This is a genomic window from Actinoplanes philippinensis, from assembly GCF_900113015.1.
GTDB lineage: Bacteria > Actinomycetota > Actinomycetes > Mycobacteriales > Micromonosporaceae > Actinoplanes > Actinoplanes philippinensis.
Map to the genome: position 1 here is coordinate 108940 of NZ_FONV01000007.1, position 14090 is coordinate 123029.

Consider the following 14090-nt stretch of genomic DNA (forward strand, 5'->3'; position numbering starts at 1 on the left):
GGGTGACCGCCGGCGGCTGGTGGTGGCCTACGGACCCGCGTCCAGCTGGGCGATCAGGGTGGCCAGGTCACGCCGGCGGGAGTCGGCCGGCCAGACCGCCCAGGTGCGCCGGACCAGCGGGGATCCGGCCAACGGCCGCCAGACCACGCCGGCCGGCAGCGGCGTCGACCAGTCGCGGGGCGCGAACGCGAACGCCTGACCGGAGCTGACCGCCGCGAACTTCACCTCGGCGATCAGGAACTGCCCGGGCGCCACGGCCGGGCCCGGGCTCAGGCCGTGGCTGCGCAGCACGGCGGCCACCTCGTCGAACCAGTCCGGGCTGTCGGCCCGTGCGAACGCGAGCCAGTCGAGACCGGCGAGCTTCTCCAGCCGTACCTCGGCGGAATCCGATCGTTGATCGGCAGCGGACAGCAGGACACCCAGCGGCTCCTGCACCGCCAGGATCGCGTCGAGGTCGGCGCCGAGCGGACGCGAGCGCAGCAACCCGATCTCCAGGCCGCCGTCGCGCAGCGCGTCGAGCTGGGCGGCCGAGGTGAGATGGCGAACCTCGACCCGCGTCCGCGGATGCGCCCGCGCGAGGGCGGCGAAAGCGTCCGGCAGCAGCTCGGGCGGCAATTCCAGCGGTACGCCGACGCGCAGCCGCGAGTCGCCGCCGACCGCGAACCGGCCGACCGCGGTCAGCGCCTGCTCGTAGCGGGCCAGCACCGCCCGCGCCTCGGCGGCCAGCACCGTGCCGGCCTCGGTGAGCCGCACGCCCGTGCTGCTGCGCACCAGCAACTCCACACCGACCTGCTCCTCCAGCGCGGCGACGGTCTGCGACACGGCCGGCTGGCTGACCCGCAACCGCCGCGCCGCCCCGGACACACTGCCCTGCTCGGCGACGGCGACGAAGGTCCGCAACTCTCGCAGCTCCACCCCGACATCGCACCACATCGGCCCTGACGGCGGCCGAGAAGCCCGGCTTGCCGCGGCCGGGACGGCGGTTCCCGTGGACGGCTCACACCGTTCGTGAGCCCGATGAGCATTCCGACCAGGTCCACGCGCTGACCGTGAAGGCGCCCTGCTTCCCGGTGGCCGAACTCGGGCCGAAGATGGCCGGCCACCCGGCGGGGATGATCCCGCCGCCAGGCGGTAATTCCCCTCCGGTTTCCGGCTCCGATCCAGGTGGCTTGTGATGATCAGATTCGAGCGACGGACATGGCCCCGGTGGTGGTCGGCGGTGCTCGTCGTTGTCGTTCTCGTCCTCCCGGCTGCCACCTGCGGCACTCCGCAGCCGCCGAACGACCGGCCACGAGCGCCCGGCCCTGAGATCGACGCCAACCAGGGCGGCGCCTACGGCTGGCACAAGGCCATGGATGTCGGAGCCATCTTCACCGATGGCCTGATCCACCTCGAGTTGTCCGGCGCCGCCACGTCTCCTCTGACGATCGTCTCGATCACGCCGTTGATGGACGACGGCCCGGCCCTGCGCGTGCTCGGTAGCCGCATCCGTGTCATCCCCGACATGTTGCCGGCCGACGCCGAGGTCGGCTGGTTCGAGTACCTCATGGGATTTCCCCCCACGGAGTCGTACGCCGCCGGAGCCGTCGCGCCGGAGGGATTCGTCGTCCGCGCCACCGACGGCGACGACGACATGTCCGTCGAGGTGCAGATCGGCTACGAGGTCGTCGCGGCCGGGGTCTCGAACCGCACCGGCGTCGAGGTCGTCTACGAGTACGAAGGCGTTCGCAAGCGCGTCGTCATCCCGAGCCATCTGACCACCTGCGCCCCGCCACAGTGGTGTGCACCGCGCAGACGCCCTTCGGAAAGCCTGGAAGGTCACGGTGATGCCGACCCGGACGGCGTCGAGGGAGAATCGGGCGAGGCGGCCGCCCGGACCACGACCCTCGTACTCGACCGCGATGTCGGCGTTCATCTCGCCTGCTCGGCTCGGGACTGGCGGCTGTGGGGCCGAACGCCGGCCCCGGAGGTGGGATCCGGCCGGAGCCGGACCACCCTTTTGCCGAATCCGCGCCGGTTCGCGACATCGATGTACGCGCGCGCGATGTCTTCGAGCCGATACTCCGCCTCGATCGGGACCACCAGTCGGCCGTCCGCGATCAAGGCCTGCACCTCGCTCCAGACGGCGGGCGACATGCCATCGCCGTTGCCTCGAGCCTGGACTCCGTATCGCTGGACCGCGGCGTGGTCGGCGATCGTGTTGATCCGCTCGGGTGACACACCGAACTCGATGGCCAGATCGACGTAGCCGCCACCGAAGGTGTCGATCACGGCGTCGAGGCCGTCCGGGATCATCGCCTGGAGCCGGGACTGCAGGCCTCGGCCGTACTCCACCGGTTCGATCCCCAAGGTCAGGAGCCGATGCATGTGCCCCGCCGAGGTGGCCCCGACGACCCGGGCACCGGCCAGCCGAGCCAGCTGGCCCGCGAGCACACCGACCCCGCCCGAGGCGGCCGAGACGAACACCGTCTCCCCCGGCGCCGGGTCCACCGCCGCGACCGTCGCCCACGCCGTGGCTCCCGCGGCCGGGACGACCGCGGCCGCGGCAAAGCCCAGACCCGCCGGTTTCGGTCCCACAGAACCGGCATCGACGAGAGCGAAGTCGGCCATCGCACCGCGCTGGGCGAAGCCCACGACCTCGTCACCGACCGCAAACCCCGTGACGTCAGGGCCGAAGCCGACGACGACCCCCGCGAAGTCGTGACCCATGCCCTGCGGGAACTCGGCCGGCCATCTCTCGTGGAACGCTCCTTCCCGGATACCGACCTCGGCCGGGTTGAGCGATGCCACCACCACCTCGACCAGCACCTGCCCGGCCGCCGGCTGCGGGCGGGGAACGTCGACCAGTTCCAGGACCTCAGGACCGCCGTACCGGGTGAACTGAATTTTCCTCGACATGGCTCCCCTTGAGATTCGGCGGTCGTACGCTCGATCGCCCGCTGCCACCACAACTGGTACTGCCGGCCGGCACCGGCGAGGTGCCGCAGGTAGGCGTAGTCCTCGGCCAGTCGCACGGGGTCGTTCGTGGTGATGAGGGTGACCGAGGTCGACAGGGTGGCCTTCGTCGTCCGAGCCGCGACGCGGGCGAGCACGGCCGGCGGCGACAAGGCCGCGAACGGGACGGTTGTGGTGCTCACCGAACGCGAAAACGTCCAGATTGAGCTCCTCCACGAGCGGCGCCGACTCGACGACACCCCGGATGAGCTCGTGCCCGGTCGGCGTGTATCCGATGGTCAGGTCGGGCTGGATGTCGGCCACGCCAGTGCCGAACTCCATGGTGCCCTCCTCCTGAGCCGCTGTTGCCCGTGGGCACGGGCCGGTCACCGGTGAACGCATTCACCGGTGACCTTGTCGATCCGCCGAGCCGCCCGCCGGGTCAGGCGGCGGGTGCGAGGGTGCCCTCGCGGACGAGGCGCAACGCGCCGGCCCAGCCCTCCAGCTGGTCGAACAGCAATTGGGCGGCACCGGTGTGCATGTCGGCCGGCTTGAAGTCGGCGAAGTTCTCGAAGTCGGAGAACAGCGAGAAGCTCAGTTGCTGCTGGACGTGAGCGACCTGCAGCTCGCTCATGACGCCGCGCAGGTGCTCGATGGCGCGGGCGCCGCCGACGCCGCCGTAGCTGACGAACCCGGCCGCCTTGTTCGTCCACTCGTCGTACAGGAAGTCGATCGCGTTCTTCAGCACGCCGGAGGTGGAGTGGTTGTACTCCGGGCTGACGAACACGAAACCGTCGTAACCGGCGATCTTGGTGGCCCACGCCTTGGTGTGGTCCTTGGAATACAGGCCGGAGCCGGCCTTGGCCGAAACGGGCTCGTCCAGGTGCGGCAGGGGATAGTCGGCCAGGTCGACCAGCTCGTACGTGGCGGCGGCACGTCCGGCCGCCTGGGTCAGCACCCAGTCAGCGACCACGGCGCCGTTACGGCCGGGACGGGTGCTGCCCAGGATGACAGCGATCTTCAGGACGGACATGGCCTGCTCCTCGTCAGTTACATGAATTTTCATGCGAGACTCTAGCAGCCAGGAACGTGAAATTTCATGTGACGCTAGACTCGGTCGGTGACGGCCGACGAAGAACCTTGGCTGACCGCGGAGCAGATGCGCGCCTGGCGGGCACTCCATGCGGCAGTCGTTGTGCTGCCCGCGGCGCTGGATGTCCAGCTGCGGCGCGATGCGGGGATCAGCCATTTGGAGTACTACGCGCTGGCCGGTCTCTCCGAGCAGGCTGACCGCACTCTGCGGCTCAGCGATCTGGCGATTCTGACCGGGGCGGAGCTGTCGCGCATCTCGCACCTGATCGTCCGGCTCGAGAAGCGTGGCCTGGTGGTACGCCGGCCGGATCCCGACGACGCCCGCTACACCAATGCCGTACTGACCGAGCAAGGCTGGGAACTGGTCGAACTGGCCGCGCCGGGACACGTGGCAACCGTGCGCAGACTGCTGTTCGACGGCCTCGACGGCGCCGGCCTGCAGGAACTCCAACACGCGGCGGACCGGATCGTCGCCGCGCTGCGCCTGTCCGATCTGCCACTCGCGCCCACGATCCGAAGGGCCTTGCACCCGTAGCGATGAGCGCGTGTCAGCACTTGGTCGAGGGCCGGTGCGACACGACCGACCGGCTGACGAGATTGTCTCGCATACGCCACCTACGCTGCAGGACGCCGGGCGGTCCCGAGACGGTGATCACGAAAGCCGGCGCGCGTGAAGGGGATGCCGGCGGCTGCGTCTGCTGAGTGTCCGGTTCGGTGGAAGAGGTGGACATGTTCGACATCACGCTCCGGTCCCACATCACGGTCGCGCACGGCCTTCGCGGTGAAGTCCGCGGGCCGCACAGACTTGGCGCGGCCCCGCGATCATGGTCGGCGTCACGCCGCGCCCCGCGGTCCTGAGGCCGGCATGCCGCGTCATCAACCTCCACCGAACGGCGATCAGCCGATGGAGACCGAGCTGACCAGGAGAATCAGAGCCGGCGTCATCGGCGAGGGACGGATCCTCGACGGCCCGTTCGGTGCTCGCCGCATCACCTATGCCGACTACACCGCGTCGGGACGGGCGCTCGATTTCGTCGAGGACTTCATCCGTGATCAAGTACTGCCGAACTACGCCAACACGCACACCTCGGGATCCCAGACCGGCAACCGCACCGAGTTGGCACGTGAGTCGGCGCGGCGGACGATCCACGAGGCGGTCCACGCCGGCCCCGACCATCTGGTGATCTTCACCGGGTCGGGTGCCACCGCCGCCGTCAACAAGCTGGTGGACATCCTCGGGCTGCGTCACGATCCGGTCGCTGCCGGGACCGAACCGCCGATGGTGCTGGTCGGCCCCTACGAGCACCACTCCAACGAACTGCCGTGGCGCGAGTCGTATGCGGACGTCGTCGAGGTGGCGCTGACCGCGGACGGCCGGCTCGACCTGCTTGATCTCGCGGAGAAACTTCGGGCGTACCGCAACCGGCCATTGATCATCGGCAGTTTCTCCGCGGCCAGCAATGTCACCGGGATGCTCACCGATGTGGACGCGGTCAGCCGGCTGCTGCACTCCGCCGGGGCGCTGGCGTTCTGGGACTACGCGGCGGCCGGGCCATATGTCGACATCCGGGTCAATGAGTCCGCACCCGGCCGGGGTGATGGCAAGGACGCCGTGTTCCTGTCGCCGCACAAGTTCATCGGCGGGCCGCAGACGCCGGGTGTGCTCGTGGTCCGTCGCGGCCTGATCAGCAGAGCGGTGCCCACCGCGCCCGGCGGCGGAACCGTCGAGTACGTCGATGGGGTGGGGCACTCGTACGTGGCCGACCCGGTCCGGCGCGAGGAGGGGGGCACACCCGCCATCGTCGAATCCGTACGTGCGGGGATCGTTTTCGCCCTCAAAGACGCGGTCGGAGTCCCGCTGATCCGGCACAACGAGAAGAGGCTGCGGCATCGTGTCCTGCGGCGGTGGCAGAGGTCGGCGAACCTCGAGATCCTCGGCAATCCCGACGCCGACCGGCTGCCCATCTTCTCGTTCACGATCCGGCACGACGGCCGGCGGTTGCACCACCATTTCGTCGCTGCCGTGCTGAACGACCTCTTCGGCATCCAGTCACGCAGCGGCTGCTCGTGCGCCGGACCGTACGGGCATCACCTGCTCGGCATCGACCCGGCCCGGTCCCGAGAGTTCAGGGCGCTGATCGAGCGGGGTCTCGAGGGTTTCAAGCCGGGCTGGGTACGGCTGAGTTTCAACTACTTCTTCTCGGACGAGGTCACGAACTACCTGATCCGGGCGGTCGATCTGGTGGCCGAACATGGTCACCGGCTGCTGCCGGACTACCGCTTCGACATCGCCACGGGACACTGGCGTCATCGCCGCGCCGAGCCGGCCGGCGCTTTCCGCCTGGACCGGGCATGGACAGATCCCGCGGTACCGCACGAGGCGGCCGGCGAGGCGACGCTGGCGTGGAACCTGGCCGAGGCGACCCGTCTCCTGCAGAGCAGACCCGGCACCGACGTCGGCCCCCCGCCCGACCTCCCGCCCGGGCTCGAGCGCTTGCGATGGTTCTCGTTGCCGGCAGTCTGCCTCGAAGCGCCGATCCTGCAGTGACGGCCCTCTCCGGCAATCAGGAGGATGGCGACGGCTGAGCCGGGTGAGCGGACCGCTCCCCTTCGGCCGGTAATCGCGACGTGAACATTCGGGGCTGGTTCACGTTCGCTCATCGGGCTCCCGGTGAGAGCTTGCTCGCGGGCGGAAGGTGGTGCGGTATGGCGGGTGCTTCCGGCGGAATGGGCGGATCTCCGGTGGCGACGCCGGGGCCGGGGCCGGGCCTGCTCGTTCACCGCCCGGCACGACGCGGCCGAGCCGCCGGGCATCCCCTGGCGACCCGAGCGCGCGGTCCGACGAATCCTGCACGCCTCCCGGACGTCCCGCGACCTGCGCACGGGCGGCCTGAGGTGGCTCAGCGAGCGGGCTGCCGCACCCTCGGCCGGTGCTGCTGCGGTCGCGGCGGCGGCTCTCATCCCGACCTGGGAGAACGGTGATCAGGCGGCGGCGTTCGCCGACCTGTGGGTCACCGAACGCGGCCCGGTCTTCGCCGCCGAGACCTCGGTGCAGCTCTTCGCGCTGGACGTCACCGAGAGCCGGCACGCCACCACGGGCGAGGCCACGTTGGACGTACGGCGTCTGCGCGCCGGGCAACACCGGGAGTACGCCGGCGCCCTGCGGACGATTCTGCTCCGGGTGCGCGAGGCGCTGGCCGATCTGCCGGAATCCGACTTCGACGCCGTGGCCGACGTGCTCAGGAAATTCCGGGACGAGCATCTCTACTGCCGGGCCGCCACCGCGGTGCTCGTGCCGTCCCGCCACGACTGGCTGGCCGAGGCCGCCGTCGAGGCCGACGCCGGTGACGAGTACCTCTGCGCAACGCTGCTGATGGCGGCGGAGGACCCGGACACGGTGGCCGTACTCGGCCGGCACGGCCCCGGGGATCTCCTGGCCGACCCGGCACGGACGATCGCCACGCTGCTCGACGGCGCCGGTCCGGCCGCCGGCCCGGTGCTGCTGCGGTGGTACGACGCCACGACGGACGCCGACCTCGAACAGACCCTGATGCGGGCTCTGGCGGTGATTCCGGACGAGGACACCGTGGACGGGCTGATCGAGCGCCTGGATCACCGGTTCGTCCAGCCCGCGCTGCTCGACGCGGCCGAACGCTTCCCGTATCTGGTGATGCGGCGCCTCGCCGAGGCGGGCGCCGACGACCTGCTGGGCACGCGAGGGCGGGTCGGCTCGACGGTCCACCGGCCGGCCGGTCCGGCCCGTCTGCTCGGGGGCGAATTAGGGCATCGTCCCGGCGATGTCCTGAGCGGTGAGGAACGCCGGGCGTACCTCGGCCGCGGTGGTGGCAAGATCGAAATCGACCAGCACGGGCCGGCCGTCGTCGCGGACCATGACGTTGGCCGGACTGATGTCACGATGGATCACGCCCGCCCGGTGCACGTCGGCCAGCACCTGCGACAGCCTCGAGGCCAGGAGGATGACGTCGGTGGGCGGCAACGGACCGGTCCCGGCCAGCCGCGCGCCCAGCGTCTGCCCGCCGGTCTCCTCGAGGATCAGCGCGAGACCGTCCAGGTCTTCCTCGGCCAGCCGGGTCACCCCGGGAACATGCCGGAGACGCCGCAGCACCGCCGCCTCGTGTCGCAGGCGGCGCCGGGCGTGCTGGCCGAGCGCCTGCTTGCGTACGAGGGCCGGACCGGTTCCCGTTGCGGGAAGCCGGAACACCCGGGTCCGGTCGGTCGAGTAGAGCAGGCCGGGAAGATCCTCGTCGGCGTCGCGCATGCGTTGTTCGCTCTCTGTCCGTCCCGCAGAACCGCGCCGTCATTCCACACTCCTGATCGGCATGCGGGATCAGGATGTGAGCAGGCCACGGGTCCGACCGTGGGCACCGGATCAGTTCGGCGTCCCGGTATCGGCGTGTCCGGGCCGTCCGGCGACCCGGCGTCTGAGCATCTGACGGCGCGATCGCCCCGGCGGCCGGAAGGGCCGTGTGGAGCGGCCGGGGGTGGGGCCGCGTCGCGGTCCCACCCCCGGGGATCACTTCAGGCCGAAGGCGCGGTTGATGCGCTGTTCGACGGTGTTGCCCCTGCTGTCCGAGGCGGTCGTGCGCAGCGTGGCGAACGCTGCCTTGCGCGGGGCGTCGAGCTCGGCCCGCCAGGCGTCCCCGTCCCGCCGAAGGCCGGCGCGGCGCCAGGTGATGCCGTCGTCGTAAGAGACGTCGACGGTGACCTTGCGGATGGTTCCGGCGCCCACGACCCCCGGCAGGGTCGACGGGGTCACCTCCAGATCGGCGTGCCGGTCGGCCTTGCCGGCCGGGTCGGTCTCGACCGCGTAGTCGAGCTGGATCAGCGCCGGCTTCGCGTCCCGGCCGGACGTGACCGCACCCGAGGTGAAACCCCATTCGGTACGCGTGCTCGTCGAGTACGGCCCGGCGACCTCACCGCGGCTGTTCTCCGACACCAACCGGTACGGCAGGCGTTCGGGAGCGAGGGTGAGATAGAGACCGGAGCCGTCATCGTTGCGGGCGATCAGGTCGTTGCCCTGATACAGCTGCAGTGACTGCTGAGCCGTGCCCCAGGCCATCTCCCCCATGTGTGCCGCGCCGGAGTCGCCCCAGCCGGGAACGAACACCTGGAACGCGCCGTCGCTGTGCCGGACCACCGTGTCCATGACGGTCACCAGGCGTGGCCGTTGCACCGGGCTGAACCAGGTCTGTGAGGCCGTGCCACCGGCTCGGTAGGTCGTCCACTCCGATTGCTGGCTGATCACGTTGGGGACCAGGACCTGGTCGGTCCAGGGAATCCCCGCGGTGACCCATTCGGTCCGCTCGCCCCGCGCCGGAGCCGGCGCCGGCGTGAGCGACGTCATCATGTTGCCGGCGCCGCGACTGCCGCGCGCCTGCAACACGCGGTCCGAACGCCAGTTACGGTACGAAGCCGTGATGCGAGCCAGGTTGGACCTGTCCGCCCGGTAGGTGAGGTCGGCCGGCAGGCCACCCTGGTAGTCGCGCTGCAGGTCGTAGACGTACGTGGCGGTCGGGTTGGACGTCACGTCGAGCTTGACCCGCCGTTCGCGCTGGATCCGGCTGATCAGCTGCTCCCCCTGGTCGTGCGAGAGCGTGACCACGGTGACCGGCGGCGGGTCGACGGGCCCCCACTCCGAGGACGTCCACGGCGCGAGACGGCCGACTCCGTCGTTGACGACCACCAGCATGCGGGCTCCCGCCGCTGCCGCGGCCGCCGCCTCGTCCTCGATCTTCTTACCGGGGTCGTGCCGCACCACGACGGCTTTGCCGTGGACGTCGCGGTCACCGGCGAGGACGGCGTCGACGTGCGACGAACCGGCCGGCAGTGGTCGAGCGGCGTGCTGCGCCCGCAGGTCGTCGTAGCCGGCGATCTGCAGGGCCGGCTGGGTGAGACGCCAGCGGGTGCCGAACGCGAAGCCGTCCGTCCTGGTGTTCCCGGTGGGCAGGGCCCAGACACTGTCGTACGAAGCGTCCGGCGCGGTCCCGGTGTACCAATCGCTACCGCCGCTGATCCGGCTCTGCTGGCTGAAACCGAAGCTCGCCTCGGTCACGTCGGCGCGTTCCGGAGTGGTGGTCCGGACACGCTTGGCCTCGGCGGCGTCGAGCACCACGGCCCGGTCCTGGTCGAGCTCGAGCCCGTTCGCCGGCATGAGGACGGCGCCCTTCGAGTAAGGGCCGTGCACCCCTTCGACGTCGCCGCTGAACCATGCGGCGTACGTGTCGACCGGCAGGCGCAGGGTCGCGGTGCCGGTGGCGTCGACGCTGACGTACTCGAAATGGCCCTTCGCCCCCATCACGGTGAGGGCTCCGGTCAGGGGCCGTCCGCTGCGGTCCTTGGTCGTGACGACGAGCTTGTGCCGCTCGGTCTCCTGGCCGGCCGACAGCGTCGTACGGATCGCCGCCGAGCCCGCGGTCGCGGTCAGGAAGCCGGAGAACGCCTGGTCGAACGGCATCCCGTCGAACGAGACGGTCACCTTCACCTCGGCATCGCCGTGGGCCGGAACGGTGAGCCGCGACTGCGACAGCGTCACCTGCCCGGCCGGAAGACCGGTGAGGGAGGCCGATAGATCCAGCGTCACCGGGGCGTCGCCGAGGTTGGTGTAGCGGACCGGCCGCGTGACCGGGGTGTGGACCGCCGGGGAGGTCCACTCCGCGTACCCGAAGGTGACCGTGCTGGAGCCGAAGAGGGTCGCCTTCTCGGCCGCGGCGACGTCGAGGCGGCCGGTGCCACCGGCGTACGCGGTCATGTCCGGCAGTCGCTCGGTGGTGCTCGTCAGCAGCTGCTTGAGCTGCTCGCCGTTCAGTTCGGGGTGTTTCGCGGCGAGCAGCGCGGCGGCGCCGGCGACGTGCGGTGTCGCCATCGAGGTGCCGCTCATGACCATGTAGGAGCCCTCACCGTCCTTGGCGTACTGGGAGCGGGCGGCCAGGATCTCGGCGCCCGGGGCGGTGATGTCGGGCTTGACCGCCCGGTCGCCGAGGCGCGGTCCCATGCTGGAGAAGCCGGCGAGCGCGTCGGTCCTGTCGACCGCGCCGACGCTCAGGGCGGCGTCCGCGGCGGCGGGCGTGCCGATCCCGTACTCGCGTCCCTGGTTTCCGGCCGCGACGACGAAGAGCGCTCCGGTCTCGGCGCTGAGTTCGTTGACCGCAAGGCTCATCGGATCGGTGCCGTCGGTCGGGCTGTCACCCAGGCTCAAGTTGATGATCTTGGCGTGCTGGTCGCGCGCCGCCCACTCCATCCCCTCGATGATCCCGGAGTTCTCGCCGTAGTTGTTGTCGCCGAGCACCTTGCCGATGTGCAGCCGCACCCCGGGCGCGACGCCCTTCTCGACACCACCGGACGCGGCCCCCGAACCCGCGATGGTCGAGGCGACGTGCGTGCCGTGGCCCAGCCGGTCGAGGATCGGGTACTCGGGAACGAAGTTCCTGGTGGCGACGATTCGGCCGGCCAGGTCGGGATGGTCGGGGTCGATACCGCTGTCGAGCACCGCGACGTCGACCCCGGCGCCGATGTTGCCGTCGGCCCACACCTGCGGCGCACCGATCTGGGCGGTGCTCTCGGCGAGGGCGCCCCGTGACTTGCCGTCCAGCCAGATCTTGGTGATGCCGCCGCCGAGGGTGGGCGCCCCGGCGGCGGCACGCTTGCGGCTGGTCGCGGTGATCGAGGTCCAGAAGTCGTCCGACCGCTCGGCCCTGAGCGCGGCGCCCTGGATGCTCTCGAGGTCGAGGACCTTCTCGGCGCCGTCCTGGGACGCGGAGACCTTGGTCCGAGCGGACCGGTCGGCGTAGCGGACGATCAGCGGGAGCCGGTCGCTGTGCGCGTCGTCGTAGCCGTCCTCGACGAGTTCGGTCAGATTGAACAGCTGCTTGTCGAGCAGCCCGGCCGAGACGTACGGCAGAGCCGAGTCGGGATAGACGAAAGTGTCCTTGCCCTTGCGCTGAGCCAGGAAGCCGACCGGCCGGCCCCGCTCATCACGCACCTGGGGATCGGTGGCTCCGTCGGTGGTCATGGTGACGGTCACTTTCTCCCCGGTGAGGAGAGTGACCGTCGCCGACGGCCCGGCGCCGGACGGGGCGGCGGGTGAGGCGGTGGCCGGAGCCGCCGGGATCAGAGCGAACGGAACCACGCACACAGCGATGAGTCCCGCCCCGCGCAAACGCGACATTAGCACCAAGAGCCTCGCAAGGATCGATGGGAGCGATCCCAGCAATATGAAGATTATCTATCACATTTCCATAGCGGCCGCATTACGGCCCAAGCCCCACCCCAGCCGGCAACGGCGCGCGACGGGCCCTGCCGCGCATGGGTGCGATCATCGCGCCGCAACAGGAGCGGGCGGCGAAACCGTTCCGCCAGGCTGCGGCCGCGGTCGCCGGCACGCTCCACGGCGACGAAGCCCTCCGCGCCGTGCCGGGCAGGAAGCTTCCGATCCGAACGCGATACCGCCCTGGCTCGAGTTCGCCTTCGCCGCGCACCATCGCCAGGCACACGGCGCTACGGACAGCACAGGGCTCATGCGACCGGCCGCGTCTACGTACAGGCCGGGGTCGGCTCCGAGATTGCCGCGGCTGCGGCGGTAGGCGGACCTGGACGCAACCCCTGCTCATGGACGGTTCTCGTAGCCGCCGAGATCACGGTGGGCAAACGGCAGCCGACGGCAACGACTGGCCACCACCATGCCCGGACCCCACCTCGGCAAGGGACGTCGAAAGGGAGCGACCCTCAAAACCGGCACCACCGTCGAACCTCGGGACCACCGCGGACAACCACGGCCGGCCTCCGTCACCCGCTCACAACCCGGATCCCGCAAGCACGCATAAGGCCTCTGGCCGGAGCTGTCACATGTCGTTGCGAAGTACGGAATCCGGCTCGGGGACAACGGCAGCCGTCGCCTCGGGCACGGCCGGTGAGCGGCCGGGCAGACGTGTGTCGAGGAGGCGCAGCGCGGTGCCCAGCAGGATCGCGATGAGGACGACGACACCCAGGTTGATCAGCACGGCCGGGCAACCCCAGCGGGTGAACTCGGCCGGTGGCATCAAAGGCCACCTGTGCCCTGAAACCGCATAACACCGGACATCACGATGTCCAATCGATAGGTTGCTGCGGAAGCAGGCACTCTTTCGCTACCGCAACCCGGATCGCCTTACCATCAGGCGACCGCATTCACGAAATCTGCTCACCATTCCGCAGTACCCGGATGACATCTTGCACCGAGGTGCATATCAACGCTCGATCACCAACCTCGATGCATGTCCAGCATCAGCAGCCGCCATGACGGACCATAGCGCGACTTGCGGCAGTTGAGTGATCTCGGATCGTAACCCTGAAACCCTCAGCTACCCCGTCGCGCGGCCGATCACCTGGCTCAAGTTGGGCAAAGCCGGGAGGTCAACTGCGTGAAGTTGAACGTCGAGATGAGTCCCGCGGAGGAGAATATTCGTTCCGTATGGCTCACATTGCGGGAACCGGATGGCAATCAGGCGGGAATGAGTCCGGCGAAATTCTCTTCATTGTGCGCCGAATTCGGTATAGATCCGCCCATCCCGCGTATTTTCCGTCCAACCTTGATGGAGACCTTCCCGATGGCCGGCATCGCCGACCGGGTTTGGTAACTGTTCGTCTCGGTCAGGATAGGTTCCGTAGCGCCCTGCTTGAGCTTTATGGTCGCCGGTGTTGGGTGAGCGGATGTTCGGTTGAGGAGGCCCTCCAGGCTGCCCACGTCGAACCCCACACCGGAACCAACAATAGGCTTGACAACGGCATGCTGCTTCGGGCTGATTTGCACAACCTCTATGACGCCTGCCTTATGTGGGTGGAGCCGACCGCGGAGGGCTATCGAGTGCGACTTTCCCCCTCACTGGGAGTCTCATATGTCGAGTATGCCGATAAACTCCTGGCCCCGCCGCACGAATCTCGCGAGAAGTGCCCTGACCCCGTTGGATTATTTAGGCAACGCCCGGGTTGGAGCCGAACAGGATGACGGCGGAGCAGTCGCCCTCGGTTCAGCATGGCAAGGCACCTCTCCGCAGCCGAGGACGACCCGG

The 14090-nt window shown here is 69.7% G+C and carries 12 protein-coding genes and 1 pseudogene; 4 read left to right on the forward strand and 9 right to left on the reverse strand.

Going from position 1 to position 14090, the window contains the following annotated elements:
• Window positions 1-27 precede the first annotated feature (27 nt).
• From BM290_RS19250 to BM290_RS19270, 5 genes and pseudogenes are all read right to left on the reverse strand, one after another.
• A complete protein-coding gene (locus BM290_RS19250) occupies window positions 28-915 on the reverse strand; it encodes a LysR family transcriptional regulator (RefSeq protein WP_203779396.1) in 888 nt (295 codons plus the stop codon).
• An 82-nt stretch (window positions 916-997) separates the two neighbouring features.
• Window positions 998-1915: a proline-rich domain-containing protein gene (locus tag BM290_RS47375; RefSeq protein WP_143133832.1), complete on the reverse strand. Its 918-nt coding sequence runs from the start codon at window positions 1913-1915 to the stop codon at window positions 998-1000.
• Window positions 1912-2898 carry an NADP-dependent oxidoreductase gene (locus tag BM290_RS19260; RefSeq protein WP_093615970.1) on the reverse strand — a complete coding sequence of 329 codons (987 nt, stop codon included), beginning with the start codon at window positions 2896-2898 and terminating at the stop codon, window positions 1912-1914. The genes BM290_RS47375 and BM290_RS19260 overlap by 4 nt, the downstream gene beginning before the upstream one ends.
• A gap of 131 nt (window positions 2899-3029) precedes the next feature.
• Window positions 3030-3194 (reverse strand): annotated as a pseudogene (locus tag BM290_RS51080) (hypothetical protein); the annotation flags it as partial.
• A 182-nt stretch (window positions 3195-3376) separates the two neighbouring features.
• Entirely contained in the window at window positions 3377-3967 is a 591-nt protein-coding gene (locus tag BM290_RS19270) for an NADPH-dependent FMN reductase (protein WP_093615972.1), read from the reverse strand.
• Window positions 3968-4054: 87 nt separating this feature from the next.
• Between BM290_RS19270 and BM290_RS19275 the strand changes: the two genes are divergently transcribed.
• Together BM290_RS19275 and BM290_RS19280 are read left to right on the forward strand one after the other, a co-directional pair.
• Window positions 4055-4561 carry a MarR family winged helix-turn-helix transcriptional regulator gene (locus BM290_RS19275; RefSeq protein WP_239143587.1) on the forward strand — a complete coding sequence of 169 codons (507 nt, stop codon included), beginning with the start codon at window positions 4055-4057 and terminating at the stop codon, window positions 4559-4561.
• 369 nt (window positions 4562-4930) lie between these two features.
• A complete protein-coding gene (locus BM290_RS19280) occupies window positions 4931-6574 on the forward strand; it encodes an aminotransferase class V-fold PLP-dependent enzyme (protein ID WP_093615976.1) in 1644 nt (547 codons plus the stop codon).
• Between the two features lie 99 nt (window positions 6575-6673).
• On the opposite strand, the gene BM290_RS19285 is transcribed toward BM290_RS19280, so the two are convergent.
• From BM290_RS19285 to BM290_RS48400, 4 genes are all read right to left on the reverse strand, one after another.
• Entirely contained in the window at window positions 6674-7768 is a 1095-nt protein-coding gene (locus BM290_RS19285) for a hypothetical protein (RefSeq protein WP_093615978.1), read from the reverse strand.
• Window positions 7769-7804: 36 nt separating this feature from the next.
• Window positions 7805-8305: a protein kinase domain-containing protein gene (locus BM290_RS19290; RefSeq protein WP_093615980.1), complete on the reverse strand. Its 501-nt coding sequence runs from the start codon at window positions 8303-8305 to the stop codon at window positions 7805-7807.
• 255 nt (window positions 8306-8560) lie between these two features.
• Window positions 8561-12172 carry a S8 family peptidase gene (locus tag BM290_RS19295; RefSeq protein ID WP_239143588.1) on the reverse strand — a complete coding sequence of 1204 codons (3612 nt, stop codon included), beginning with the start codon at window positions 12170-12172 and terminating at the stop codon, window positions 8561-8563.
• A gap of 712 nt (window positions 12173-12884) precedes the next feature.
• Window positions 12885-13082 carry a hypothetical protein gene (locus BM290_RS48400; protein WP_093615984.1) on the reverse strand — a complete coding sequence of 66 codons (198 nt, stop codon included), beginning with the start codon at window positions 13080-13082 and terminating at the stop codon, window positions 12885-12887.
• Window positions 13083-13442: 360 nt separating this feature from the next.
• On the opposite strand from BM290_RS48400, the gene BM290_RS48405 reads away from it, so the two are divergent.
• Together BM290_RS48405 and BM290_RS51085 are read left to right on the forward strand one after the other, a co-directional pair.
• Window positions 13443-13658: a hypothetical protein gene (locus tag BM290_RS48405; protein ID WP_177319795.1), complete on the forward strand. Its 216-nt coding sequence runs from the start codon at window positions 13443-13445 to the stop codon at window positions 13656-13658.
• A gap of 65 nt (window positions 13659-13723) precedes the next feature.
• The gene (locus tag BM290_RS51085) at window positions 13724-14026 is read left to right on the forward strand and encodes an HNH endonuclease signature motif containing protein (protein WP_177319796.1); all 303 of its coding nucleotides are present in this window, start codon (window positions 13724-13726) and stop codon (window positions 14024-14026) included.
• Window positions 14027-14090 lie beyond the last annotated feature (64 nt).